We start from the raw sequence: 26941 nt of genomic DNA on the forward strand, positions 1-26941 counted from the left end.
AACGTTCTTCTGTTCAATGCCCTGCCACATTAGTACAAGATACCGCCTGCTGCTTTGCTGGCTCCTAGGGCTGCTCGCCTGCTCGCCAAAAGCAGCGCCCGACGTGCGCACCGAGCAGCGCAAGACCGCTAAAGGCACGCTCTATTCACTCTTCTATCCTCAAAACCTGGCCGTCCGGGTCGTGACCAGCCGCCCAAACCCGGGCGATAGCCAGTACTGGCTAAGCGTGGCCGCAGCCTACACCGATTTGCAAACCAGCCAGCCCCTGGACCTGCTGGTTTGCGGCGGGCGCGTGCTGCAATCCAAAGCGAAGGTCGGCTTTCTGGACGGGTCCCTGACCATCCTGGGCAACACCCTCACCATCGGCCAGCTACCCAAAGGCCAGTCGCCCCCGAGCGCGCAGCTAGCGCAAGTGCGGGCCGGCCACGGGACGCTGCTTTTGCAGGAGCTGCTGGTCTTTCGGGGTAAGAACCTGAAAGCGGCGGGGGGCAGCGTTTTTCAGCGCCGCGCCTTGGCCGAGTTCGCCAACCACCGGTTCGCGGTAGTGGAGAGCACGTCCAACTACCTCACGATGAAACAATTTGCCGATGACCTGCTGGAGTTAGGCGCCCAAAACGCCTTGTACCTGGACATGGGCGACTGGGACGAGGGCTGGTACAAGCGCCAGGGCCGGGTGGTGGCGCTCGGCAATCGCCGCACCGAAACGGCTCGGCAGTCCAACTGGCTGGTGTTCGCCTCGCCAGCGCCCTAGGGCACCGGCGTGGTGGGCGAGGCCGGCACGGCCGGCGGCGTGGGCACGGGCGTTTTGGGGTGGTAGCCGGGGCGGCGTTCCTGGGCTTTGCGCACGGGTGCGCGGGGCGTAGGAACGCCGTGGCTGCCGGGGCGGCGCGCATCTACCTTGGAGGCGTCGGGGTCGGCATCGCCACGCTTATCGAGGTTCTTTTCCTTGTCGAAGATGGGCGAGCCGCCGTGGCTGTACTCCCGAATCAGCTCGGGCTCGGCTACCTCGGGCTCGTAGCCGGTTTCGCCGTACTGAAATACGTAGTGGCGGTAGCCTTTGTAGTCCCAGTAGTTGGTCCACTCGCCCACGCGGCGGCCGTTTTCGAAGTGGCCGCTCCACTCGCGCTTGCCGTCAGCGGTGTACTTCACGTAGTCACCTTCCAGCTTGCCGTTTACGTAGGGCACCACCTCCTTTATCATGGTGTTGCCGCCGTCGTAGTAGCTGATATTGGCGTCGCGCGGGAAGCCCATTTCGAAGTGCGTTTTGGCCGTGAGGCCGCCCTTGGCGTCGTAGCGCTCCCAGCGCAGATGCTTGGTACCTAGGGCGTAGTAGCCCGACTCAATGACTTGCTTGTTGCGAATTCGCTTGAAGGGGCCGTGCAGCACCTTGTCGGTGCTGGGGTCGAGCTCGCCGTTGGCGGCGAATATTTTTTTCTTGCGCGGGTTGTAATAAAAAGCCGCCGGCGCCATCGCGCTGGGCTGCTTAAACGTCTTGAGGTAGTAGAAGATAACGATTTCCTGGCTCTTGCCGGTGCCCGTTTTGTAGTACCCTTTCTTGGTGCGCTCACCTAGGAATAGTTTTTTCTTCTTCTTGGAATCCTTCGCCTTGCGCTGGTCGGCCTTTTCCGATTCCTTGGCGGCGCGCTCCTCTTCTTTCGTCAGCACGGCTTTGCGGCCGGCGATGCTCAGCTTGGGGTTCTTCTTGCCGGTGGTGGTGAGGCTATCGCCGGGCGCGGGCGCGCCGGCCAGCAGCGGCTGGTCGAGCTTGGAATTGAAAGATACAGTCTTGCGGGTGCAGGCCCCAGCCAGCAGCAGGACAAACAGCACGGCCCAACGCGGCCCAAAACGAAGTAGCGGCATCATCCTAAACTTATTCGGCAGCCCAACGCAAATATATCCCCGTTTGGTGCCCAGCTTTTTTCAATGAGCAATTATCAATGAACAATTATCAGGGAGCTGTTCCTCAGTCGCTGCTCATTGTTCATTGATAATTGCTCATTGAAAGAGTGTCGCCGGCCACTAGCAGGTCCACGGTGAGGCCGCGGGCACCTAGGGGCTGGCCTTTGGGCAGGGCGGCCACGTTGGTGGCCGTTACGCGGCGGGCGTCTACTACCACTACCACTTCGGTGCCGAAGACCTCGGCGGGGCGGCCGGGGCGCAGGAGCAGGCCGGTTTCCTCGCTTAGGCCCAGGCCCAGCAGGTGCGGGTGAGCCAGCACGGCGTGCATGAGGCGCGGGTAGCGCTCACGCTCAATAAAATGTTGGTCAATGAGCAGCTCGGGCAGCAGCCCCAGGCCGGGCACCACCTCGATGCCGCCGCCCAGCAGGCTGCGCCAGCCGCGGCCGCCCACCAGCATTTGCCCGCCCAGGGCCGAGGCGCCGGCACTGGTGCCAGCCAGGAAAAACCCGGCCTCGCGCTGGTAGCGCTGGCGTAGTATTTCCAGGAACTGCGTGCCGGCCAGGCACTCGGTTAGGCGCTCCTGGTTGCCGCCCGTTAGGAAAACTACGGCCGCGGCTTTCAGGCGGGCCAGGGTAGCGGGCGCATCGGCCGGATGCGCCGCATCTACTTGCAGATGAGCCACGTGCGGGCAGCCTAGGCTACCCAGCACGCGGGCGTAGCCGGCGTGCGTAGTGGCGGGCGCATGGGCAGTGGCGGTAGTCAGAATCTCGATGGGCGCGTGGCAGTCGGGCAGCAGGCCCGCCAGCAGGGCCAGCGTGGGGTCGTCGTAGCCACCGCCGAGCAGCACGATGGTGCCTAGGGGCGCAGCCGCAGGGGGCACAGAAACGGGAGTCAAAGCAGCGAAAAGGAGTGTTGCAGAAACGAAGTACGCCAAAAATGCCGCGCAGGCCGTGTCTTACTACGCAGCTAGGCCGTAATTTTGCGGGGCGCCCCCTCTATTGCCTAGCGAAACACTCATCTTTTCTGCCCTTTTTGGTTTCTAAAACCCTATATCGGCTTCCAAAACCTTAAATCGGTTTTTCATACTGCCCTGCCTATGACCTCGCCCGAAACCGTGGACCATATTACGTCGCTAATCCAGGAGGGCGAATTTTTTAAACTCAAAAAGATACTGCGCTCGTTTCAGCCCGCCGAGCTGGTGGAGCTGATTGAGAACGAGGATGAGCGCGAGCAGCTCATTATTTTTCGGTTACTTCCGCTCCAGCTAGCCACCGAGGTGTTTGAGTACCTCGACCTGGAGGTGCAGCGCCACTTCCTCGACAACCTGGCGCAGGACAAGATGACGGAGATTCTCAACGAGATGTCGCCCGATGACCGGACGGCCTTGCTGGAGTTTCTGCCCGCCAACTTTGTGGCCGAGCTGGTGCAAAACCTCTCGGAGCCCGAGCGCCGCGTGACCTTGCAATTGCTGGGCTACCCCGAGTACTCGGTGGGCCGCCTGATGACGCCCGACTACATCGCCATCCGCGAGAACTGGACCGTGGGCCAGAGCCTCGACTACGTGCGCCAGCACGGCGGGCAATCTGAGACGCTGAACGTGCTCTACGTGACCGACGCCCGCGGCGTGCTCATCGACGACATTCGGATTCGGGAATTCTTGCTGGCCAACCCCGCCACCCGGGTGCGCGACCTCATGGACCACCGCTTCGTGCAGCTCACCGTGAACCAGGACCAGGAAGACGCCATCGACGTGTTTCGGCGCAACGACCGCGGCGCGCTGCCCGTGGTGAGCGCCGACCAGGGCATCCTCCTAGGTATCGTGACGCTCGACGATATTCTTAATATTCGGGAAGAGGAAGACACCGAGGACATCCAGAAGTTTGGCGGTTCGGAGGCACTCGACGAGCCCTACATGACCACGCCGCTGATGCGCCTAGTGCAGAAGCGCGCCGGCTGGCTGGTGGTGCTGTTTTTGGGTGAGCTGCTGACGGCCTCAGCCATGCAGTTTTTTGAGGGCGAGCTGCAAAAAGCCATCGTACTGGTGCAGTTTATTCCGCTGATTATCAGCTCGGGCGGCAACTCAGGCTCGCAGGCTACCTCGCTCATCATCCGGGCCATGGCCCTAGGCGAGTTTACGCTGAGCGAGTGGTGGCGCGTGCTGCGCCGCGAGCTGGCGGGCGGCATTATGCTGGGGCTGATTCTGGGCTTGGTGGGCTTCGGGCGCATCGCCATCTGGCAAACCATTTCGCCGATATATGGCCCGCACTGGCTGCTGATAGCTACCACGGTAGGTATAGCGCTGGTGGGCATCGTGCTGTGGGGCAGCATTGCGGGCTCGATGCTGCCGCTGATACTGCGGCGCCTGGGCCTCGACCCAGCCACGTCGTCAGCACCTTTCGTGGCCACGCTGGTCGATGTCACGGGACTGATTATTTACTTCACCGTAGCGTTGGTGATGCTACGCGGCACGCTGCTGTAGATAGCGGCGCCCTAGGTGCTTGCTCATAGCCCCCGCGCCGAGGTTGCCAGTGGCAGCTTCGGCGCGGGGGTTGTAGTTTTAGAGCAGCGCCCATCCCACCATTCCTTCAATTTTAGTGCTTACCGCATGGCTACCCCGTCTACTGCTACTCTCGCTTCTTCTGCCGGCGCGGAGCCGGGCACGCGGCAGTTTTGGCGCTTTGGCCTGGTAAGCTGCGGCGTGCTGCTACTGTGGGCCGTGGGCTCGGCGTATGGCCTAGGGGTGGATAGCCCGCTCGACTACCTGCTGTGCCGGCAGCTGGCGGCGGGCAGCGTGTGGGGCTTGCAGGCCCTGGGCTGGCAGGCCGGCGTAGCCGCCGCTAACCCTAACCTGCTGCTCCTTAATGGCCAGCCAACTGTGGTGGTGGGCGCGGCCTGCGATGGGCTGGTACTGTACGTGCTGCTGGTGGGCTTTGTGCTGGCCTACCCGGGGCCCGGCCAGCGGCGGCTGTGGTTTATTCCGATGGGCATCGCGGGCCTGTGGCTGCTCAACGTCATTCGCATCATCGCGCTGGCCCTCAACCACCGCTACTCGCCCGAAACGTTTGAGTTTGACCACCACTACGCCTTTAGCGCGGTGGCCTACGCCGCCCTAGGTGGCCTGTGGCTGCTCTGGACGCGCCAGTCGGCACCCGCGCCGGCCGTGGCCGAGCGGCCCGCGGCGGCCCGCGGTGCGGCAGTGGCCCCGCCCGCGGCAGGCTCGTGGCTCACAACCCGGGCGGGCGTGGGCCTGGCGCTGCTGGGGGTGCTGGTACTGGTCAGCGTTTTTCAAAGCAATGTGGTGGCGGCGCTCAGCCGGGGCTGGGCGGCGGGGCTGGCCGCGGGGCCGGCCTGGCTGCACCAGGTACCGGGCGCGGTGGCCAGCGACGTGCCGTCCAGCGTCAGCCACTTGGCGCTGCCGGTGGGGGCGGCTTTTTTTGGGTTGTTTTTGGGGCTCAGCCTGCTGAGCTTGCGACTACTGCTGCCCGGCCGGGCCTGGCGGCTGGTGTGGCGCTGCTACGCGGGCATTGGGCTGGCGTGCCTGCTGCTGCTGGCGCTGGGGCGTTCGGGCGGCGGGCCGGGCACCTACCGCCTAGGTCGGCTGCTACTCGATTTTTTGGCTTCGCTGCTGCCAGTGGCAGGCTTGCTGGTGCTGTTGTGGCGGCCCAAGGCGACGGCTGAAGCGGCGGCATCGCTCGCTGAATAGCTTTAGCTGGGTTATCCAGGTTAAGTTGAGACGGCCTTAAAAACGCCTGTCATTGCGAGCGTAGCGAAGCAATCTCTCCTTCACGCCTAGCTAGCGTTAGCAAACGTATAAGGAAAGATTGCTTCGCTACGCTCGCAATGACAGGCGTTTTTAGGTACTTCAAACTGCACTTTAGTCGAGCCGGCGGCGGTTCGCCTTTTTCTCGCCCTGGCGCTTTTTGCCCTCTAGGCGCTGGCGCACGGCGCCAGCGCTGGGGCGGGTGGCGCGGCGCGGTTTAGGGCGGCGCAGGCTCTTTTGCAGCAGTTGGTAAAAGCGGCTGAGCGCGATTTCTTTATTGCGCAGCTGGCTGCGGTCGTCCTGGGCGGTCACGAGCAGGTAACCTTCGGCGGTGAGCTGGTTGGCTAGCTTTTCGAGTATCAATTGCTTCTGCAAGTCGCTCAGCAGCTGCGAGTTTTGCAGGTGCCAACGCAACTCCACCCGGCTTTCTACCTTGTTCACGTTTTGCCCGCCCGGACCGCTCGAGCGGCTGGTTTGGAACGTGATTTCGGGCAGAAAAGCGGCGGCAAGCGGCAGCATGAGTGCAATGAGCAATTAGTAATGAACAATGAGAAGCGAGCAATGAGCGGCCATACAGGACCTGAACGGCGAGCTGCTCATTACTCATTGTCGATTGCTCATTTTTCTAGCAGCATGGCGCCGTAGGAGTAGCCGCCACCGAACACGGTCACGATTATTTTGTCGCCGGCCTTGAGCGTGTGCCACACATCGACGATGCCGATGGCCGAGCCGGCGCAGCCCGTGTTACCTAGGCGCTCGATGTTGTTGACGGCGCGGGCGGGGTCAAGGCCGAGCTGCTTTACCACGTTGGCCGAGATGCGCAGGTTGGCCTGGTGCGGTATCAGGTAGGTGAGCTGCGCGACAGTGAGGTTGTTTTTTTCCAGCAATTGCTGGGTAATGCGCGTCATGTAGGTGCAAGCCTGCTGAAAAACGTCGCGCCCGAAGGGCATTACGATGCCTTTTTCGACGGGCTTGAGCGTCACGGCTTCGTCGGCTTTGCCCACGGGGGCGGCGCCGCCGGTCAGCACCTGCACCACGCTGAGGTCGCCGGGCGCGAGGCGCTCCTTGGTGAAGAGCAGGGCCGCTGCGCCATCACCCCAGAGGTGGCCTGCAATGGTGTCTTCCTCGTTGTTGTAGGCCGTGTTATGCTCGGTCACAACCACCAGCGCTCGGCTGGCCTTGCCCATGGCAAAGTAGCCCTCCACAATCTCCACCGCGTTGAGCAGCGACGAACAGGCCGTGGAGATACTTATCGTCGGTATCTCGTTGATGTTCAGGTAGCGCTGCACGGCGTGCGCGGCGGTATAGATGGTATCGTGGGGCGTGTAGGTGCCCACCACAATGAGGTCGATACCGGCCGCATCGAAGCTGGGCAGCTCGGCCAGCAAGGCACGGGTGGCGGCCACGGCCATGGTATTAGCATTTTCGCCGGGACCTGCTTTTCGGCGCTCCCGGATACCGGTGCGCTCGATTATCCAGTCGGAGGCCAACCCGTTGAGACGGGTAAAATGTTCGTTGGTAACAACGGCCGCCGGCAAGTAGGCAGCCACGTGGTGCAAGTACACGCAGTGGGTAGTGGGTGGTAGAATATCGATACAAAGTTCCGGCTAATGCGCGCTGGGCGCCGAATAAAACCTGCAAAAGCCAGAATCTTATACGTTGGCCGCGCCCCAAACCCGTAGAAACAGACACTAGGGGCAGGCGCTTGGCGTTGGCATCTTACTTGCCAGGCCCCGGCAGGGCAGCTTTTTTTACTTCATTCTATGCACATACGATTTTTAGGGCTCAGCGGGTTGCTGGGCCTGCTGGCGGCCTACCCGGCGGCCGCTCAGAAGTATACGACCGCCGCTGGCGTGCGCCTGGGGGGCGGCAACTACGGCATCACGGTGCAGCAGCGGGTGGCCTCGCGCATCACGATTGAGGGCATCGCTGGTCTGAGCCAGCGCGAGTACAGCGGCACAGTGCTGGGCGAGTACCACTTTGGCATTCTGGGGCCCAGCCTCAACTACTACTTTGGCGCGGGCGGCCACCTAGGCAACAACAAGGACACGGGCGGCTACGGCGGCTTCGATGGGCTGGTGGGCGTGGAGTACAAAGTGGCATTTTTGCCGGTGGTGCTCAGCTTCGACTTTAAGCCCAGCTACGAAATCAACAGCGATGACTACGCCCGCTTTCCCACCGCGTTTTCTATTCGCTACGTGCTGATTAAGCGCAAGAACAACATTTTTGACCGCGTCAGGGGGCGGTAGCAAAAGCAAGGCCGGCGCCGGTGCCGGGCCAGGGCCATACCTGGCAAATAAGCCTCACGGTTCGCACGTTAAGCCCATGTAGACTACTAGTTTACATGGGCTTAACGTGCGAATCTTTTTTTTGACCTAAAATCTCTTAGTCAATTTATATAATTTTTACAGCATGCGGGTACCGTGCACACGCCAGTGGCACTGTACATTTGGTAGCATTCACTTCTTTTTCATCCCCTCAAACTTCTCAAAATTCATCTGTTTCCCCCATCACTTTATGATAAATCATTACCTGCGCTTACTCCTTCATTACATTCGAAGAAGCGTGTGCGCCCTGCGCGGGCCACAACTACTCCTGAGCGCCCTAGGACTGCTGCTGGCCCTGGCGGCCAATGCCCAGCAGGGCCCGGCTGGCTTCTTTAGCGAAGATGCCGGCGCGCGCCGGGCTGCCGCCACCTCGCGCGCCGCCGCGGTCCTCACCGACTCCCGCGCCCTCACCCTGGACGAAGCTGGCCTGCGGGCCGCCCTGGCCGCCGCTCCGCTCGAAAGCAAGGGCAGCGCCGCCAAGCCCCTGGTGCTAACCCTACCCCTGCCTGACGGCACTAACGCCCGCTTTGCGGTGCGCGAGGCGCCCGTGATGGCGCCGGAGCTAGCTGCCAAGTTTCCGGAAATTAAAACCTACGTGGGCGTGGGCCTCGACGACGCCCAGGCCACCGTGCGGCTAGACATGACGCCCCGCGGCTTTCACGCCCAGGTGCTGTCGGCCAAAACGGGCGATTTTTTCCTCGACCCCGCCACCCAAGCCGATACCAAGCACTACCTCAGCTTCTGGAAGCGGGCCATGCCGGGCCGGCAGTTTGAGTGCGGCACCAAAGAATCTGGGGCGCTGCAGCTCGATGCGGGCAAGGATGCCGCCAACCTAGCGGGCCGCACCAGCGGCCCCGTGCTGCGCACCTACCGGCTGGCCATGGCCGCCACGGCCGAGTACACGGCCTACCAGGGCGGCACGGTGGCCCTAGGGCTGGCCGCCATCGTCACCAGCGTCAACCGCGTGGTGGGCGTATACGAGAAGGAGTTGGCCGTACGCTTTGTGTTGGTAAATGGCACTGCCTCCTTGGTCTATACCGATGCGGCTACCGACCCTTTCGACAATGCTAACACCGGCAACGCACTGCTGGCTCAGAACCAGACGAACACGGATGCCCTCATCGGTACGGACAACTACGATATCGGGCACGTGTTTAGCACGGCCAGCGGCGGGGTAGCGGGCCTAGGTGTAGTATGCCGCGCCGGCCAGAAGGCGCGCGGCACCACCGGCACCCGCGCCCCCGTGGGCGATGCCTTTGACATCGACTACGTGGCCCACGAGATAGGCCACCAGTGCGGCGGCAGCCACACCTTTGATAGCACGACCGGTAGCTGCGGCGGCGGCAACCGCAGTGCCAACACGGCCTACGAGGTGGGCTCGGGCACGACCATCATGGCCTATGCCGGCATTTGCGGCGCTACTAACACCCAGCTGAACTCGGACGCTTATTTCCACGTGGGTAGCTACGACCAGATTTTGGCCTACCTAGGGTCTACCAGCTGCGCCGTGACGACCAGCACTGGCAATGCGCCCCCCTCCATCTCGCTGCCCGCCAGCGGGCTGGTGCTGCCCATCGGCACGCCGTTTAAGCTCACGGCCAACGGCTACGACACCGATGGCGACGCCATCACCTACAACTGGGAAGAATACGACAAGACGGCCACGGGTGCCGCCACGCTCGATGCCGCGCAAGTAGACGGCGTCACGATGCCGCTGTTTCGCTCGTTCAGCCCCGTGGCCAGCCCCACCCGCTACTTCCCACGCCTGAGCGATATTATTGGCAATGTGACCAACCTAAGCGAGCGCCTACCCACGGTGTCGCGCGAGCTGCGCTTCCGGGTAACGGTGCGCGACCAGCACAGCGGCCCGCAGGGCGTGATTGGCGGCGTTAACAGCAGCGCTATCGTGAGCCTGAACAGCACCAGCGCGGCCGGGCCCTTTTTAGTATCGGCCCCCAACACGGCCGCCGCCGCCTGGACGGGCGGCAGCACCCAGCCCGTGACCTGGGACGTGGCCGGCACCAACGCCAACGGCGTGAACTGCGCCACCGTCAACATTCGCCTCAGCACCGATGGCGGCCTCACCTACCCCACCCTGCTGCTGGCCGGCGCCCCCAACAACGGCTCGGCGACCGTGACGGTACCTAGCGTGGCGACCACTACGGCCCGCGTAATGGTAGAAGCGGCCGATAATTACTTCTTCGATATCTCGAACGCCAACTTCACCATCACGGCGCCGGCCACGGCTTGCGCCGCGCCTACCGACCTCAGCGTGAGCAGCATCACGGCCGCTACGGCCAGCGTGAGCTTCACGGCCAGCGGCTCGGCTACCTCGTACATCGTGACGACCTCGCCGGCCACTACTACCCAGACCGTAACGGCCTCGCCGGTGAGCCTGACGGGCCTGGCGCCGGGCGTCAACTACACGGTGAACATCGCGGCCAGCTGCGCCGCTGGCTCCACGGCCACCACGGCCACGGTGGCCTTTGCCACCACGGCCCCGCCAGTGTGTGCTGATATCACGAACCTCGCCGTGAGCGTTACGTCGACGACGGCCACGGTCACCTTCACGCCCACCGCGGCCGTCACGTCGTACACCGTAACCACCACGCCGGCCACTACCACCCAAACGATAACCGGCTCCTCTATAAACCTAACGGGCTTGCAGCCAGGCTCGGCTTACACGGTCAACATCGTGAGCAACTGCGCGAGCGGCGGCACCACGACCAGCACCATTGATTTTGGCACTATCCCGGGCAACGACGACTGCGCGGCGGCCGTCGGCCTGATAGTAAGTAACTCCTGCGTCAGCACCAGCGGCACCATCACGGGCGCCACGCAGTCGCAGCCCGCCTCTACGTGCAGCGGCGACCTAAGCGCGTCGGCCAACGACGTGTGGTACAGCTTCGTGGCTACGGGCGCACCGTCGCACGTGGTGCAGCTTGTTAGCACCTTCGATGGCGTACTGGAAGTGATGGCGGGCGACTGCGGCACCCTCACCACCGTCAACTGCTCGGATGCAGCGGGCGCCGGCACCGAAACCGTCCTGCTGCCCGGCCTCACGGCCGGCACCCGCTACTACGTGCGGGTATACCCCTACACCAGCAACGCGGCGACCGTCACCACCGGCACGTTCACCGTCTGCGTCACCGCCCTCAACGACCTAGTGGTGAGCGACACCCGCGCCATCGGGGGCTCGTACCGCAACGTAACCGTCACCGGCACCGGCTCGGTTACGCTCAGCGATGTGCTGACCATCTACGGCACCATGCGGGTGCAAAGCGGCGGGGCCCTGCGCACCAGCACCACGTTCTACATCCAGGGTCCGGGCGTTTTCGCCCTGGACGCTGGCGCTACGCTCACCGAAGTGCGGGCCGCCGGCCTCGCCAACTCTACGGCCGGCAGCTTCCGGTTCACCGCGTTCGTGCCCTCGCTCAGCGTCGATGCCAACTACGTGTATGCGGGCACTGCGGCCCAGGTAACGGGTTCGCTGCTACCGCTTTCGGTACGTAATCTAACCGTCAACAATAGCGCTGGCCTTTCCCTCACCAACCGGGTGAACGTGGCCCAGGTCGTGCGTCTGCAAAGCGGTAACCTTACCCTAGGTACCCGCCGCTTGCTGCTGCGCTCGTCGGCCGCTGGCACCGCCCTCGTCGACAACACGGGCGGCGTGGTAAATGGGACTACGGCCGCCATGCAGCGCGCCCTCACGGGTGGCGTGGCCGGGCCGGCTTACCGCCACTTTAGCTCGCCGGTGGCCGCGATGTCCTTCGACAGCCTGCGCACGGGCGGCATAGTGCCCATCGTGAACGCAGCTTACAACACGAGCGCCACGCCCGGCGCAAGCCTGCCCTTCCCTACGGTGCTCGGCTACGATGAGAGCCGCATTGGCACGGTTACTTCCACTTACGGCGACTTCGACAAGGGCTGGTTCTCGCCCGCCAGCCTCAGCGAAACCATGCAGCGCACCAAAGGCTACTCTGTAAACATCCCGGCCACCAGTGCGCCAGTACGCTTCACGGGCACCTTCAACACGGGCACCCAGAATTCGGGGGCTCTTTCGCGCGGCACGAACGCCGATGCCGGCTGGCAGCTGCTGGGCAATCCCTACCCCTCGCCGCTCGACTGGAGCACCGTGACGGCGGCCCAGCGCCCCGGCGTGGATGCGGCCATGTACGTCTTCCAGAGCACCGGCCAGTACGCAGGCACCTACCGCTCGTTCGTTAACGGCGTGGGTGGCACGGCTGCCCAGATTGAGGCTGGCTCGGGCTACTTTGTGCGCGTAACGGCCGCCGGCACCGCCGGCGCCGTTAACCTGACCAACACCAACCGCGTCACCACTTTCGGCAGCCAAAATCCTTTTGGCCGCACCACCGCCGACGTGCGCCCGCAGCTGCAACTGCGCGTGGCGGGCGCCGGCTTTAGCGACGACGCCTACCTCTACGTGGAGGCCGGCGCTACGGCCGCCGTCGATGCCGAGTACGACGCTGTGAAGATGCCCAACTCCACGGGCCTCAACCTGGCGGTGCTCGCCGGGGCTACGCCGCTGGCCATTCAGGGCCTGCCTACCCTGGCCGGCACCACTGAGGTGGTATTGCCCCTCGCGTTAGTCGTGCCCGCGGCCGGCAGCTTCTCCTTCGAAGTAGCCGACCTCGCCAACTTTGGCAGTGCCACGGTGTACCTGCGCGATGCCGCTACCGGCACCAAGCAGGTGCTCGCGGCAGGCACGCACTATAGCTTCACCGTGGCGGCTGCCACGGCGAGCAGCGCGCGCTTCTCACTGGTACTGCGCCCGGCGGCGGCGCTGGCCACGCAGGGCCCGCTGGCGGCCACGCAAGTCGTGGTTTATCCTAACCCGGCCCGCGTCAGCTTCACGGTAGAAGTACCCGCCGTGCCTGGTGCCAATCGGGTAGAGGCCGAGCTGCTGAACACCCTAGGGCAGGTAGTGCGCCGGCAATCGGCCGCTCTGCCCGCCAACGGTGCTCACTTCACGGTGCCCACCACCGGGCTGGCTACGGGCGTGTATACGCTGCGCCTGCAGGCAGGTGCTTCCACGGTCACCAAGCGCGTGGTCATCGAATAGCCCGGCTTTTCGAGTAATCTCTTGCTTTCAAAAGCGTCCCGGCTATCTAGCCGGGACGCTTTTTTTATGGAGCTGGCGGATAGCGTTATTATGGCAGAAGCAGCAAGGCCTTCCGCGTTTGCAGAGGGCCTTTGCGTGGCAACAGTCGGGACGGCGAAAGCAGCGCCAACCTCTGCCACTGTGCTGGCGAAGGTTGCGTCTTCTTTGTTGAGGTCAGTATTGATGATGGCCGCGGGCAGGCCGTGAGGCGGCGCCGCTTCGTCAGCAGCGGACCGCTTGAGAATTATGCGCAGGAAATACGCAATAGAGTAGTAAGCATAGGCCTGAGCCTACGAGCCAAAACTATGGCCGAGCGTCTTAAGCGTCTTAACTATCCGAGGGCTAAGCGGGGTGCAGTTGATATGCGTAGTAACAATTCCAATAGTTGTTGTGACATTCTACAGCTATCTAACTCGGCCATTCGCTATTGCTGACCATAGATTACCTTGTCAGACAACCTAGCACACCGACCCGTCCGGCGCTAGGCGCACAAAACTGCTGATGATATGAGAGTTGGGGGCGGGCACCTAGGTACTGCAAGGCGGCTATTCGTACCCGCACGCAATGCCAATGGCTTCCGCTTGCGCTCGTAGCTCGCCAGCTATTCTATCGGGTAGCTCTAGCGTTACGGGCTGCTCTGCTAGCACGTGCCGCACTGCTATTCGAGCCTTCCCTACGCCTAAGTCCGCGAGTCGACAGAGCAGCAGCGTAAAGGCCTCCTGGCGTGCGCAGGTCTGCCAGCTGTAAAACGTCAGCTTTTTCATGTGCTAAAGAAACGACCTTATGAGTGAATATAAGTATGCACCAGCACCTTGCTAGAGGACTGCGCGCAGGGAGCACAGCTACCAGGAAAATGAAGAGGTTCCGCTGGTAGGTGGGGCTACAAAGAGGAACACGCTTTCAACTTTTCTGTTCTGACAGTCAGTTGAAATAGATTCGCACACTAAAGCAAAAAGCCCTCTCAGAATATTTTCTGAGAGGGCTTTCGTGGCAACAGTTGGAATCGAACCAACGACACCAGCATTTTCAGTGCTGTGCTCTACCAACTGAGCTATGTTGCCGGGGTTTCCCTTAGACCACCTGAGTGGCTTGGGAGCGCAAAGGTACGATTAGACGTTTACGACGCAAGTTTTTTGCAGAAAAAAGTTGAAAAGCTGCTCGGCCGCCGTGCCAAAGTAGTCGTCATGCCTACTAAATTGCACCCGCATCCCACCCCGCTAGCTTACCTTTACTTCATGTTGCAACCCATCCTTTTCGCGCTGCTGCTGCTGGCAGCGTTTGGCCTGTTTACCTGGCAGGTACGCAAAATCAGGGCGAACATCCTGGTTGGCCGCGACCGCGATATGAGCGGCCACTTCGGCGAGCGCCTCAACAAAACGCTGCTCGTGGCTTTTGGCCAACAAAAAATGTTTAAGCGCCTCACGCCGGCGCTGCTGCACTTGGTCGTTTACGTCGGTTTTCTGGTCATCAATGTCGAAGTCATTGAAATTATCATCGACGGGCTCTTTGGTACGCACCGCTTCCTAAGCTTCCTAGGGCCAGTGTACGATGCCCTGATGGCCACCAATGAAATTCTAGCGGCGCTGGTTATCGTAGCCGTGGTGGCATTTTGGTGGCGCCGCAACCACAACCCGCCGGTGCGCCGCTTCACTGGCCCCGAGCTGCGGATGTGGCCCAAGCTCGACGCCAATATCATTCTCTACATCGAGGTGGTTTTGATGGCGGCGTTGTTCTTCATGAACTCGGCCGACATCCGGCTGCACCAACTTGAGGGCAAGGACTTGCCGGGTGTTTTCCCGGTAAGTAATCTGCTAGCGGGCCTGCTGCCGGCCAGCGGTGTGGGCACCCTAGAAGTGCTGGAGCGCGCCGGTTGGTGGATTCACATCACCGGCATCCTGCTGTTTCTCAATTACCTACCTAGCTCCAAGCACTTCCACATCATCACGGCGTTTCCGAATGTGTGGTACTCGCGCCTGGTGCCGCAGGGGCAGTTCTCCAACGTGGAGAGCATTACCCACGAGGTGAAGGCCATGATGGACCCCACCTACGTGGTGCCCGCCCCGGCCGTCGATGCCGATGGCTCGGCGCTGGCGCCCACGCCTTTCGGGGCTAAGGACGTGGAGGATTTGCCCTGGACCGCCCTCATGAACTCGTACTCGTGCACCGAGTGCGGGCGTTGCACCTCGGTGTGCCCGGCCAACTTGACGGGCAAGCTGCTCTCGCCGCGCAAAATCATCATGGATACCCGCGACCGGGTGGAGGAGAAGTACAACTCGCCGCTCATTTTCCACCCCAACGTGTACGGCGAGGAAGCCAAGCACGAACCCATCACTGACCTGATGAGCGCCACGCTGCTGCGCGGCAAAGTGACGCCCGAGGAGCTTTGGGCCTGCACCACCTGCAACGCCTGCGTGGAAAGCTGCCCGGTGAACATCAACCCGCTGGAAAGCATTATCGAGATGCGCCGCTTCCTGGTGCTGGAAGAATCGGCCGCGCCCAACTCGCTCAACGTCATGTTCTCCAACATCGAGAACAACGGCGCGCCCTGGGCTTTCTCGCCCTCCGACCGCCTCAACTGGGCCGACGAGCTGTTCGTGGCGGAGAAGGCGACCGCAACGGTATAAGTTTGATTTATAAGTAGTATCTCCGCATTATGACGCCTACTATCCCTTCTCCTACCCCCGCCAAGCGCCAACTTACCGTGCCCACCGTGGCCGACCTCGCAGCTGCGGGCAAAGTGCCCGAAATCCTGTTTTGGGTGGGCTGCGCCGGGGCCTTCGACGACCGCTACAAGCGCGTGACGCGCGCCTTTGCCCGCATCTTGGAGCACGTGGGCACCGACTACGCGGTGCTGGGCCTGGAAGAAAGCTGCACCGGCGACCCCGCCAAACGCGCTGGCAACGAGTTCCTATTTCAGATGCAGGCTATGCAGAACATCACGACGATGAACGGCTACGGCATCAAGAAAATCGTGACCGCCTGCCCGCACTGCTTCAACACCATCAAGAACGAGTACCCCGCCCTAGGTGGTGAGTACGAGGTAATTCACCATAGCACCTACCTTCAGCAGCTCATAAACGAGGGCAAGGTAGCCGTGAAGGGCGGCGAGAGCTTCCAGGGTCGCCGCATCACCTTCCACGATAGCTGCTACCTAGGCCGCGCCAACAACATCTACGAAGCCCCGCGCGACGTACTCGCCGCCCTCGACGCCGACCTGGTGGAGATGAAGCGCAGCAAGGCCAACGGCCTCTGCTGCGGCGCTGGCGGCGCCCAGATGTGGAAAGAGCCCGAGCCCGGCAAAAAGGACATCAACATCGAGCGCACCGAGGAGGCTCTGGCCACCCTCAGCGGCCAGGCCGCGGCCCTAGACAACCTGCGCGGCGTCGAAACCGAGCGCACGGCCCCCAGCGAGCACAGCCTGCAAGGCGCCATCATCGCCGTAAGCTGCCCCTTCTGCATGACCATGATGAGCGACGGCGTAAAAAACAAGGAGCAAGAATCCAATGTCCAAGTCTTCGACCTGGCCGAGCTCATCGCCAGCGCCGAAGGCATCAACGCATGACCGCAGATTTAACGGATTAAACGGATTGCGCAGATACGCCCGCCTGCGGCGGGCTGACTAAGCGGGCGCAGGCGGCCTGCGGCTCGCTTTGTTTTCTTTCGTTTCTGAGGTGTTGTAGTAATCGGCTTTGGTAGTAGATAGTAATTGGCTCTAAAGCATGAAAATAAAGTGAATGTAGAGCGAGCCGCAGGCCGCCTGCGCTCGCTTAGTCAGCCCGCCGCAGGCGGGCGTATCTGCGCAATCCGTTTAATCCGTTAAATCTGCGATGAATGTAGCTTTTGACCACTTGCCCCCGCGGGCCCGCGTCTGGATTTATCAGGCCAGCCGCCCGCTCACTGAAGAGGAACTGATGCCGCTGCTGCCGCGCCTCGCCGCCTTTGCCGAGGAATGGACCAGCCACGGCCAGCAGCTGGCGGCCTCGGCGCAGTTTCTGCACCGGCAGTTTCTGGTGATTGGGCTCGATGAGGCAATGGCGGGCGCCAGCGGCTGCTCGATAGATGCCTCCGTGCGTTTTGTGCGCGAGCTGGAACAACACCTAGGCGTGGAGCTGTTGGAAAAATCGCGGATGGCCTTCCTCACCGAGGGCCAATTGTACCTGCTCACGCGGCGCGAACTGCGCGATGCCGTGGCGGCGGGCCAAGTAACTGCCGACACGCCTTATTTTAACAACACCCTGACTACCAAGGCCGAATTAACCACGAGCTGGCCCGCCCCGGCCGGCCAAACCTGGTTGGCCACCTATTTTAAGCCCTAGCCGCCCCGGGCAGACTAGAGGGCTGCTGTAGCGCGTTGTATTATTGTCTATTAAAACTAGACGTTCGCCCTTTCTGGCTGCATGGCTTTTCTACTTACTTACCCGTCAATGAGGAATTTTTCAGCTATTGGGGCGGCGGCCTGTGCGGTAGTCTTGCTGGGCAGCTGCGCCACGGGCAACCTGAGCAAGGCCGATAAGCGCTTTGCCCGCGGCGAGTACGAGCCGGCCATCGCCCTCTACAAAGCCGACGTAGTCAAGGGCAAAGGCGCGGCCAGCGCCAACTTCCGCATCGCCGAATCTTACCGCCTCTCCAACCGCCTCGACCAGGCCGAGCCCTTCTACAAAGCCGCCCTCGACGGCGGCCTGCGCAACGCCGACCTGGCCTACCGCTACGCTGAGGCGCTGAAAGCCAACGGCAAGTTTGACGAAGCCGCCCAGCAGTTTACGACCTACGCCCAGAGCGGCGGCAACCGCACCCTCGGCGCCCGCGCCGAAGCCGCTGCCCGCAGCGCCACGGCCAGCAAGGCCCTGGTGGGCAGCGCCGCCGGCTACGACGTGCAGCCGCTCGACGCGCTGAACACGCCCGACGCCGATTTTTCGGCCTCGCGGCTGCCCAGCAGCGGCGAGTTGGTGTTTGCCTCGGGCCGCGACGGCAAAACCTACCTAGGGAATGGCGAAAAATTCCTGTCGCTCTACGCCCAGAAATTCGACGACCCCGCTGCCATGACCGGCGGCACGGCCCGCAAGCTGGAACCCATCTTCAACAACACCAAGGAGCACCAAGCCAGCGCCACCTACACGCCCGACGGCAAAACGATGGTCTTCGCCCGCTCTAATGATGGCTCGAAAAAGGGCTACCGCAGCGTCGACTTGTGGATTTCGTACTTCCGCGACGGGGCCTGGACCACGCCCATTCTGGCCAACATCAACGACCGCACGGCCGACGACTTTGCCCCGGCGTTCGCGCCCGACGGCACTACGCTGTACTTCTCCTCCGCCCGCAAGACCGGCCTGGGTGGCAATGACCTCTTCAAAGCGACCCTAGGAGCCAACGGCCGCTTCTCGCCCGCCGAGAACCTGGGTGACCAGGTTAACACGGTCGGCAACGACAACTTCCCCGGCGTGGCGCCCGACGGCACGCTGTACTTCTCCTCCGATGGGCACCCCGGTTTCGGCAAGCTCGATATCTTTAAGTACCAGGGCGGCAAGGTGAGTAACCTAGGCGCGGGCATCAACTCGGCGGGCGACGACTTCGCGCCCTACTTTTCGGGGCCCGACCTCGGGCTGTTTTCCTCGAACCGCGCGGGTGGCAAGGGCTCCGACGACCTGTACACGTTCAAGAAAAAGCCGCGCCGGCTGGTGGCCTTCTACGCCGACGTAACGGTGGTGGAGCACGACGACAAAGCCAAAACTACCAAGCCCATAGCCGGCGAAACGGTAACCATCACCGACGGCCGCGGCCAGAAAAGAGACCTACCCACCGGTGCCGATGGCAAGTTCAGCGTCAAGCTCGACTCGGCCCAGAGCTACACCCTGTTTACCGACCGGCCGGGCGATTTCACGGCGCGGGCCTCGCTGAGCACCGTGGGCCGCTACCCCAACCCAGAGTCGCTGACGCAGCCACAGACGGATATCCGGCTACCCATTACCTTGACCCTCAATAAGATTATAGTTAATAAGGCGATTGAGGTCAAGGATATTTTCTACGATTACGACAAGTACAACATCCGGCCCGATGCCGCCGTGCGCCTCGATACGCTGGTGCAAACCTTGCAGGATAACCCCAAGATTAACATCGAGTTGAGCTCGCACACTGACCAGCGCGGCAAAGACGCCTACAACCTCAAGCTTTCGCAGCAGCGGGCCGAGGCGGCCGTGGCCTACATCGTGAGCAAGGGCATTGAGAAGAGCCGCATCACGGCTAAGGGCTACGGCGAAACCCGCCCCATCGTGAAGGATGCCAAAACCGAAGAAGAGTATCAGCGCAACCGCCGCACCGAGTTTAGGGTCACGCGCATCGACAAGTAAATTGGCCCCTGTGCCCTACCTAGGCCCCCGCGTTGCGGGGGCCTTTTTTGTTGGCACGGCATTTGGATTTAGCTTTTGCAGCTCCCGAAACCTCTCGCGGGCGCTTCCTTGACCTAGGCTATGAAAACGCTCTTTACGCTCGCCGCCGCCGCGCTACTGACCTGGGTAGCCAGCGCCCCGGCTGTGGCTGCCCCGCCCGCGCCGCCCGCCGGGGCTACGTTCGTTGCAGAGCGCGGCCAGGTCTTTGGCCTAGCCCTGGATGGCCAGCCCCTTACGCGGCCGGTGGCCCGGCAGGTGCGCGTGGCGCGCCTGGTGCCGGGCCAACACTGGGCCGATTTTAGCGTGCCCACGCGCTACGGGCCGCCGCTGCGCTTTCGCACCGCCGTGTGGCTGGCACCGGGCCTCGAAACCAGCTACGTACTGGTACTGCGCCCCGGCTACGGGCCGCAACTGCGCCAGTTGGGCGCCGTGCCGCTGGGCCGGCCGGGCTACGGCCCGCAAGGCAATTATCCGGGTTACGGCCCGCAGGGTAGCTACCCCAACGGTGGCTATCAGCAAGGCTATCCGGCGCCGCAGGGGCCGGCTCCTTATAATGCCCCAGGCAGCTACGACGAAGATGATGAGGACGGCCCGCCGCCCAGCTCCGGCTATGGCAGTGCGCCCTACGGCAACGACCCACGACCCAACAACGGCTACGGCAACAACGGCACGCCCGCGCCGGGCTACCCCGGCGGCTACCCGCCCAGCAATGCGCCTAATGCGCCCAGCGCCCCTGGCAGCAATGGCAGCTACTACCCCGCCCCCGGCAACAACGGCAGCTACCTCCAGCCTCTGCCCCCCGCCGACGTGCAGAACCTGACCGAGGCCCTGCGCAGCCGCTCCTTCGACGATGCCCGCCTGCCGCTGGCCAAGCAAGCCCTGGCCGAAGGCTCCGTACGCGCCGACGAGCTGGCCCAGCTCATCGGCACGCTGGCCTTCGACAAGTCGCGCATCGAGCTGGCCGAATATGGCTACGCCCACGTCAGCGACCCGCAAAATTTTTACCGCGTCTACGACGTCCTCCGCTACCCGTCTAGCATTCGGGAAGTGCAGCAGGCCCTAGGTCTGCCGCAAAACTAACACTAACTCTGAGCCCTGAAAACAAGCAGGCCCCGGCAGCGCACAGCTACCGGGGCCTTTTTAGTGAGTAGAGGTTAACGGTTAGTGATTAGTTAATTGCCAGCCCCTGACTACTCACTAACCGTTAACCTCTATTCACTAAACCATACTTACCGCAGGCGGTCGGCGCTGCGTACCAGCTGCTCGTCGCGGCGGATGAAGCGGTTGGCGAGCAGGTTCAGCATCATAGCCAGCGTGGGCAGGTAGAAAGCGGGCTGAAACTGGCCCTCCAGCTTGGGGTTGAGCAGGGCTTCGCCTTTATTGGAGAAATAAAACCCGAGGCCGAAAGTAGCCACGATAAAGAGCAGGTTCAGCATGCCCAGCTTAAGCTGGCCGAAGCGGTTGCGGAACATAAAAATCTCGCGCACGGCCGTAGCGGCCGACGCCACGGCCAGCACTGCAATCAGAAAAACTGGCCCTAGGTCCTTAGGCGGCGTCATGCCCACGGCATCAAAGCCGAAGGCGGTTAGGGTGAGTTCTTGGTGCGTGAGGCCATCGGCCTTGTGCCAGAGCGGCAGCGCCAGCATACTCAGCATACACAAGGCCAGCAGGAGTAAAAACACGCTTTGGATTCTTTGTATCATCTTTGTGGTTGTGATAAACGGCCGACGGCAATGCTGCGCGGCCAGGCCAAAATTAGCCCTCAACCGGCGGACTCGCTCTGCCTCAACGATACCTTAGAATGCCCAATGCGTATATCGTGGATGCTGTGCGCACCCCGATTGGAAAATTTGGCGGCTCGCTCAGCAGCGTCCGCCCCGACGATTTAGCCGCCCTCGTGCTGCGCGAGTTGCTCCGCCGCAACCCTAGCCTTGATAAAAACGCCGTCGAAGACGTGATAATGGGCGCGGCCAACCAGTCTGGCGAAGACAACCGCAACGTGGCCCGCATGGCGGCGCTGCTCGCGGGCCTGCCCGTGACGATACCCGGCGTCACGGTCAACCGTTTGTGTGCCAGCGGCCTGCAAAGCATCGTGGACGCCTCCCGCGCCATCAAGGCCGGCGAGGGCGACGTGTACTTGGCCGGCGGCGCCGAAAGCATGACCCGCGCCCCCTTCGTGATGGCCAAGTCGGAAACGGCCTTTGCCCGCGACTTTACGGCCCACGACACCACCCTAGGGTGGCGCTTCGTGAACCAGCGCCTGGCCAAGCAGTTCTTCCCCTACACTATGGGCCACACGGCCGAGAACGTAGCTAAACAGTTCAATATCAGTCGCGAAGACCAGGACGCGTTTGCCTTCGAAAGCCAGCGCAAGTACCACCGCGCTGCCGAAAAAGGCCGTTTCCGCAAGGAGCTGGTGCCGGTGTTCGTGCCCCAGCCCAAGGGCGATGCGGCCCTGTTTGACACCGACGAGCAGCCCCGCGTTTCGACCCTCGAGAAGCTAGCCACCCTCAAGCCCGCCTTCCAGCCCGATGGCGGCACCGTGACGGCGGGCAACGCCGCCGGCATCAACGACGGCGCGGCCGCCGCCCTGCTGGTGAGCGACGATGCGCTGAAGCGCTACAACCTCAAGCCCCTGGCGCGCATTATTTCGTCGGCCGTGGCGGGTGTAGACCCGGCCATCATGGGCATGGGCCCGGTGCCGGCCACGCGCAAGGCGCTGGAACGCGCCGGCCTCACCCTCGCCGACATGGACCTCATCGAGCTCAACGAAGCTTTTGCCTCGCAGAGCGTCGCTGTTATCCGTGAGCTGGGCCTCGACGTGAGCAAGGTGAACGTCAACGGCGGCTCCATCGCCATGGGCCACCCCCTAGGGTCGAGCGGGGCGCGCATCGTGGCCACGCTGGTGCACGAGATGCAGCGCCGCGAAGGCGTGCGCTACGGCCTGGCCACCATGTGCGTGGGCGTGGGCCAAGGCGTGGCCATGGTTTTCGAAAAAATGTAATGTAGTGCGGACTCTGCGAGTCCGCGCAGTGAACGACTTCATGCGCGGACTCACAGAGTCCGCGCTATTTCTTATGACCTACGACGCTTCTCCCGCCTTTGCCGCTGCCCAAGATGCGGCTGACCCGCTCGCCCGCTTCCGGCCGGAATTTCACGTGCCGCCCGGCCCCGATGGGCAGCCCACAGCCTACTTCTGCGGCAACTCCCTAGGGCTGCTGCCCAAGGCGGCCCGCACCGCGGCCGAGCGTGAGTTTAAGGCCTGGGAAGAGCGCGCCGTGGAAGGCCACTTTACCGGCAGCCGGCCCTGGCTGACCTACCACGAAACGCTGGCCGAGGCCACGGCCCACGTAGTAGGTGCCCGCCCCGACGAAGTGGTGGTAATGAACACCTTGACCGTGAACCTGCACTTGCTGTTGGTCACGTTTTACCGCCCCACCGCCACCCGCTACAAGGTGCTGATGGAGGCCGGCGCTTTCCCCAGCGACCAATACGCGCTGGAAAGCCAGGCCCGCCTGCACAACCTCGACCCCGACGAGGTCATCGTGGAAATCGCTCCTAGGGCCGGCGAGCACACGCTGCGCACCGAAGACATCGAGGCCAAGATTGCGGAGCTCGGCGACTCGCTGGCCACGGTGCTGTTTGGGGGCATTAATTACTACACGGGGCAGGTGTTTGACATGGCGGCCATCACGCGGGCGGGGCACGCGGTGGGCGCTACCGTGGGCTTCGACCTGGCCCACGCGGCCGGTAATGTGGTGCTGCACCTGCACGACTGGGACGTGGATTTTGCCTGCTGGTGCAACTACAAGTACCTCAACTCGGGGCCGGGCGGCTCGTCGGGCATCTTCGTGCACGAGCGCTTTGCCAACCGGCCCGACCTGGTGCGGCTGGCCGGCTGGTGGGGACACGACCAGGCCGCGCGCTTTCAGATGAAGAAGGGCTTCCAGCCTATGCCGGGTGCAGCGGGCTGGCAGTTGTCTAATGGCCAGATAATTACCCTGGCTGTTTATGGAGCCAGCGTTGACCTGTTTGAGCAAGCCGGTGGCATGGAGGCGCTACGCGCCAAGAGCGAAAAGCTCACTGGCTACCTGGAGTTTCTTATTCAGCACCTAGGGCTGCCGCAGACCAAGCTAGAGATAATAACGCCCGCTAACCCCGCCGAGCGGGGCTGCCAGTTGTCGCTGCTGGTGCACGAGCGCGGGCGCGAGCTGTTCGACTTCTTGGCGGCCCAAGGCATTATCGCCGACTGGCGCGAGCCGAATGTCATTCGCCTGGCACCCGTTCCACTTTATAATTCGTTTGAGGATGTGCGCCGGGCGGGCGCAGCTTTATCTCAATTCTACAATGAGCAATGAACAAATAGCAGACCTAGAAGCATGGCCTAGTCCCATCCTTCGGCTGCTCATTGCTCATTGTTAATTGCTCATTACCCATGGAAGACTACGCGGCCAAGATGGCCCTCAAACCCGACGCCGCCCTGCGCGAATACGTAGTCGGCTACGCCCAATACCGCGAATCGGCCGTGCTAGCCGCCCTCGATGAGCTGCGGCGGCGGGGCCAGCCCGCGCCCGAAGATGCCACTCTGCGCCCCACCCTCGAAGCGGCCGTGCAGCAGCAGCAGACCGAGGAAAAGGCGCGCCAGCCCACCCCCGCCGCCAATGGCGAGGTGGTGCCCGAGGCCGAGCAGCCGGTGCTTTACACCCCCGGCGTTATCGTCTTGTTTTCGGTGCTGTTCAACACCATCTTAGCCGGCGCTATCCTGCTGGCGCTCAACCTGCGCCGCATGAAACGCGGCAAGGCCATCTGGGGTTTGGCGGCGTTCGTGCTGGGCTATCTGGTTCTGGAGTCAGTAATTATCAACGCAGTAGCCCAGAAGGGCCAGCTAAACCCGCTGCTGCTTTCTTTGCTGAACCTGCCGGCTATTCTGGCCTACGTGCTGTGGTTTTGGCCGCGCTACGTGGGTACGTACCAGTTTCAGCCGCGGGGCTGGCTCATGCCGTTGCTTGTCTGCCTAGTCATCATGATGGGCCTGACTATGCTGGCCCGCTATGTGCTGCAACACGTGCCCGGCGCCGAGCAGATGCTGAAGCAATCGATGCAGCAGTAACCCGGCAATCAATTTCGCCCTAGGTACCGTAGCAAAGCAAAAGGCCCGGCCGCACAATGTGCGGCCGGGCCTTTTGCTTATTCTCAAACGCCAGTGGCTCTAGCCTTTCAGCTGGCACAGCACGGTTTCGCCGCCCTTTACTTTCTGCCCTAGGGTCACTTTAATGTCAGCATCGAGCGGCACGAATACATCGACGCGCGAGCCAAATTTGATGAAGCCGAACTCCTCACCCTGGCTTACTTCGTCGCCCTCGTTCACGTACCACACGATGCGGCGGGCCATAGCCCCAGCTATCTGCCGGAACAGCACGAGCGGGCCGGCATCGCTTTCGACTACCACAGTCGTGCGCTCGTTGTCGGTGCTACTCTTGGGGTGCCAGGCCAGCAAATACTTGCCGGGGTGGTACTTGAAGTAGCGCACGATACCCGACACGGGGTTGCGGGTGATGTGCACGTTGATGGGTGACATGAACACGCTTATCTGGCGCCGCGCATCTTCAAAGTACTCGGACTCAAATACTTCCTCAATTACTACTACCTTGCCATCGGCTGGGGCCAGCAACAGGTCTTCGTGGGTAAGCAGGCGCCGAAAGGGCGAGCGAAAAAACTGGAGCAGCGTGAGAAACGCCACCACCGACACGCCCGCAAAAATGCGGTTGAACACCACGTTAGGACCATTATAGCGGCTCAGGAGCAGGTTGAGGGCCAGCAGCACCAGCAGTGTCACGAACAGGATGCGGCGGCCTTCTTTATGTATCTTAATCACAAATCGCAGATTTAGCGGATTTAACGGATTGCGCGGATGCGCCCGCCTGCGGCGGGCTGACTATCCGGACGGTGGATGATGCTTGCACTTACGTAGGTAAGCTTAGTTAGTAGACAGTTTGCAAAGCTTTACCGTGCCTTGCGGCCTCAAAAATAGAAAGGCGCGGGCCAACCGACCCGCGCCTCCCCCTATTTAGGATAACTATCCTCAAACGAACTGCCAAAACCAGCGCCAGCCTGCCACAGGCAGGCGTATCTGCGCAATCCGTTAAATCTGCGATTTAGTAGCCGCCTCGGTATTTGTAGGTCTGGGCTACTTTGTCGATAGCCACGATGTAAGCCGCGATACGGAGCGAGGTATTGTACTTCTGGCTCACGGCGTACACCTTCTCGAAGGCTTCGGTCATGATGCGGTCGGCGCGCTCGGTCACCATGTCGAGGCTCCATTTAAAGCCCTGCTTATTCTGCACCCACTCGAAGTAGCTCACCGTCACGCCGCCCGAGTTGGCCAGGATGTCGGGCACCACCGAAATGCCTTTGCCGTAGATAATGGGGTCGGCCGAAGCGGCCGTGGGGCCGTTGGCGCCTTCCACAATTAGCTTGGCCTTAATGAAGGGCGCATTGTGCTCCGTAATCACGTCCTCCACGGCGGCGGGCACCAGCACGTCTACCTCCGAGGTCAGCAGGTCGTCGGGGTCCATTGGAGTGGCACCGTCGAAGCCTTCGAGGCGGCCGCCGTGCGCGTTTTTATAGGCAATAGCCTCGTCGATATTGATGCCGTTGTCGTTCCAGTACGCGCCCGAAATATCAGACACACCCTTAATGGTCAAGCCTTTGTCAAACATCAACTTGGCCGTCCAGGAGCCCACGTTGCCGAAGCCCTGAATAGCAACCGAAGTTTCTTCAATCTTCATATCCAGCTTGCCCATAGCAGCTAGACACGATACCATTACGCCGCGGCCGGTGGCCTCGGTGCGGCCCAGTGAGCCACCCATTACGAGGGGCTTGCCCGTGACCACGGCCGAGGAAGTCTGGCCCACGGTTTTGGAGAACTCGTCCATAATCCAGGCCATTTCGCGGGGGCCGGTGCCCATGTCGGGCGCCGGAATGTCGCGGTCGGGGCCGAACACGTCCTTCATCGAATTGGTATAGGCGCGGGTGAGGCGCTCCAATTCGCCGGGGCTCATAGTGCTGGGGTCGCAGATGATACCGCCCTTGGCGCCGCCGTAGGGGATGTCCACCACAGCGCACTTCCAGGTCATCCAGGCGGCCAGGGCTTTTACCTCGTTGAGGTTCACGTTCTTGTCGTAGCGAATACCGCCCTTGCTGGGACCTAAGATGGTGTTGTGCACCACGCGGTAGCCTTCAAACACGCGCACGCGGCCATCGTCCATCGACACGGGCAGGCTCACGATTACCTGCTTGTCGGGCGCTTTCAGCACTTCGTAGGTAGTGTCGTCGAGGCCCAGAATCTCGGCCGCCACATTGAAGCGCGACATCATGGATTCGAGCGGGTTCTCGGTATTCTCGACCCGCGGGGCGGGTTCCTTGTACACAGTGGTGGCTGCCATCTGAG

Annotated in this window: 20 protein-coding genes and 1 tRNA gene; 13 read left to right on the top strand and 8 right to left on the bottom strand. The window is 62.2% G+C overall.

The features are described 5' to 3' along the window. Positions 1 to 16: 16 nt before the first annotated feature. Entirely contained in the window at positions 17 to 751 is a 735-nt protein-coding gene (locus tag ACFSDX_RS16010) for a hypothetical protein (RefSeq protein WP_382315293.1), read from the top strand. Here the strand turns inward: ACFSDX_RS16010 and ACFSDX_RS16015 are convergent. Further along, positions 748 to 1863 carry a toxin-antitoxin system YwqK family antitoxin gene (locus tag ACFSDX_RS16015; RefSeq protein ID WP_382315295.1) on the bottom strand — a complete coding sequence of 372 codons (1116 nt, stop codon included), beginning with the start codon at positions 1861 to 1863 and terminating at the stop codon, positions 748 to 750. The two genes, ACFSDX_RS16010 and ACFSDX_RS16015, sit on opposite strands and share 4 nt — an antisense overlap. A gap of 118 nt (positions 1864 to 1981) precedes the next feature. Next, a complete protein-coding gene (locus tag ACFSDX_RS16020; RefSeq protein WP_382315297.1) occupies positions 1982 to 2794 on the bottom strand; it encodes a cyanophycinase in 813 nt (270 codons plus the stop codon). 201 nt (positions 2795 to 2995) lie between these two features. Here ACFSDX_RS16020 and mgtE point away from each other — a divergent pair, with 201 nt between their 5' ends. Then, complete coding sequence (gene mgtE, locus ACFSDX_RS16025; protein WP_382315298.1) at positions 2996 to 4378, top strand: magnesium transporter; 1383 nt, start codon at positions 2996 to 2998, stop codon at positions 4376 to 4378. Positions 4379 to 4504: 126 nt separating this feature from the next. Further along, positions 4505 to 5602: an exosortase X gene (xrtX, locus tag ACFSDX_RS16030; protein WP_382315299.1), complete on the top strand. Its 1098-nt coding sequence runs from the start codon at positions 4505 to 4507 to the stop codon at positions 5600 to 5602. A 171-nt stretch (positions 5603 to 5773) separates the two neighbouring features. Here the strand turns inward: xrtX and arfB are convergent, their stop codons facing one another. Then, entirely contained in the window at positions 5774 to 6178 is a 405-nt protein-coding gene (gene arfB / locus ACFSDX_RS16035) for an alternative ribosome rescue aminoacyl-tRNA hydrolase ArfB (protein ID WP_382315301.1), read from the bottom strand. A 98-nt stretch (positions 6179 to 6276) separates the two neighbouring features. After that, entirely contained in the window at positions 6277 to 7224 is a 948-nt protein-coding gene (locus ACFSDX_RS16040; protein ID WP_382315303.1) for a 3-oxoacyl-ACP synthase III family protein, read from the bottom strand. Between the two features lie 198 nt (positions 7225 to 7422). On the opposite strand from ACFSDX_RS16040, the gene ACFSDX_RS16045 reads away from it, so the two are divergent. Both ACFSDX_RS16045 and ACFSDX_RS16050 read left to right on the top strand, forming a co-directional pair. Beyond that, a complete protein-coding gene (locus tag ACFSDX_RS16045) occupies positions 7423 to 7908 on the top strand; it encodes a hypothetical protein (RefSeq protein WP_382315305.1) in 486 nt (161 codons plus the stop codon). 268 nt (positions 7909 to 8176) lie between these two features. After that, a complete protein-coding gene (locus ACFSDX_RS16050) occupies positions 8177 to 13069 on the top strand; it encodes a reprolysin-like metallopeptidase (RefSeq protein ID WP_382315307.1) in 4893 nt (1630 codons plus the stop codon). 1027 nt (positions 13070 to 14096) lie between these two features. Here the strand turns inward: ACFSDX_RS16050 and ACFSDX_RS16055 are convergent. Further along, positions 14097 to 14169 (bottom strand) — tRNA-Phe (locus tag ACFSDX_RS16055). A gap of 174 nt (positions 14170 to 14343) precedes the next feature. On the opposite strand from ACFSDX_RS16055, the gene ACFSDX_RS16060 reads away from it, so the two are divergent. From ACFSDX_RS16060 to ACFSDX_RS16080, 5 genes are all read left to right on the top strand, one after another. Beyond that, positions 14344 to 15732 (top strand): 4Fe-4S dicluster domain-containing protein, encoded by a 1389-nt coding sequence (locus ACFSDX_RS16060; RefSeq protein WP_382315309.1) that lies wholly within the window; start codon positions 14344 to 14346, stop codon positions 15730 to 15732. Between the two features lie 29 nt (positions 15733 to 15761). Next, complete coding sequence (locus ACFSDX_RS16065) at positions 15762 to 16670, top strand: (Fe-S)-binding protein (protein WP_382315311.1); 909 nt, start codon at positions 15762 to 15764, stop codon at positions 16668 to 16670. A 265-nt stretch (positions 16671 to 16935) separates the two neighbouring features. Then, a complete protein-coding gene (locus tag ACFSDX_RS16070) occupies positions 16936 to 17424 on the top strand; it encodes a hypothetical protein (RefSeq protein WP_382315313.1) in 489 nt (162 codons plus the stop codon). A gap of 108 nt (positions 17425 to 17532) precedes the next feature. Continuing rightward, a complete protein-coding gene (locus tag ACFSDX_RS16075; protein WP_382315315.1) occupies positions 17533 to 19452 on the top strand; it encodes a CHU_0125 family OmpA-like outer membrane integrity protein in 1920 nt (639 codons plus the stop codon). 120 nt (positions 19453 to 19572) lie between these two features. Further along, on the top strand, positions 19573 to 20571 hold the full coding sequence (locus ACFSDX_RS16080; RefSeq protein WP_382315317.1) for a DUF4476 domain-containing protein: 999 nt from the start codon (positions 19573 to 19575) through the stop codon (positions 20569 to 20571). A 149-nt stretch (positions 20572 to 20720) separates the two neighbouring features. Here ACFSDX_RS16080 and ACFSDX_RS16085 read toward each other — a convergent pair whose 3' ends face one another. After that, on the bottom strand, positions 20721 to 21194 hold the full coding sequence (locus tag ACFSDX_RS16085) for a DUF4293 domain-containing protein (protein ID WP_382315319.1): 474 nt from the start codon (positions 21192 to 21194) through the stop codon (positions 20721 to 20723). 98 nt (positions 21195 to 21292) lie between these two features. On the opposite strand from ACFSDX_RS16085, the gene ACFSDX_RS16090 reads away from it, so the two are divergent. The 3 genes from ACFSDX_RS16090 (at position 21293) to ACFSDX_RS16100 (ending at position 24601) form a co-directional block, all read left to right on the top strand. Beyond that, positions 21293 to 22495 carry a thiolase family protein gene (locus ACFSDX_RS16090; protein ID WP_382315321.1) on the top strand — a complete coding sequence of 401 codons (1203 nt, stop codon included), beginning with the start codon at positions 21293 to 21295 and terminating at the stop codon, positions 22493 to 22495. Positions 22496 to 22568: 73 nt separating this feature from the next. Beyond that, positions 22569 to 23849, top strand: a complete 1281-nt coding sequence (kynU, locus tag ACFSDX_RS16095) for a kynureninase (RefSeq protein WP_382315323.1) — start codon at positions 22569 to 22571, stop codon at positions 23847 to 23849. A 77-nt stretch (positions 23850 to 23926) separates the two neighbouring features. Then, positions 23927 to 24601 carry a hypothetical protein gene (locus ACFSDX_RS16100; RefSeq protein WP_382315325.1) on the top strand — a complete coding sequence of 225 codons (675 nt, stop codon included), beginning with the start codon at positions 23927 to 23929 and terminating at the stop codon, positions 24599 to 24601. 99 nt (positions 24602 to 24700) lie between these two features. Here ACFSDX_RS16100 and ACFSDX_RS16105 read toward each other — a convergent pair whose 3' ends face one another. Beyond that, positions 24701 to 25363 carry a phosphatidylserine decarboxylase family protein gene (locus ACFSDX_RS16105; protein ID WP_382315475.1) on the bottom strand — a complete coding sequence of 221 codons (663 nt, stop codon included), beginning with the start codon at positions 25361 to 25363 and terminating at the stop codon, positions 24701 to 24703. A gap of 283 nt (positions 25364 to 25646) precedes the next feature. Continuing rightward, positions 25647 to 26936, bottom strand: coding sequence for a Glu/Leu/Phe/Val family dehydrogenase (locus tag ACFSDX_RS16110; protein WP_382315326.1), 1290 nt, complete (start codon positions 26934 to 26936; stop codon positions 25647 to 25649). Between the last annotated feature and the right edge of the window lie 5 nt (positions 26937 to 26941).

Source organism: Hymenobacter bucti (genome assembly GCF_042681145.1).
GTDB classification, from domain to species: domain Bacteria; phylum Bacteroidota; class Bacteroidia; order Cytophagales; family Hymenobacteraceae; genus Hymenobacter; species Hymenobacter bucti.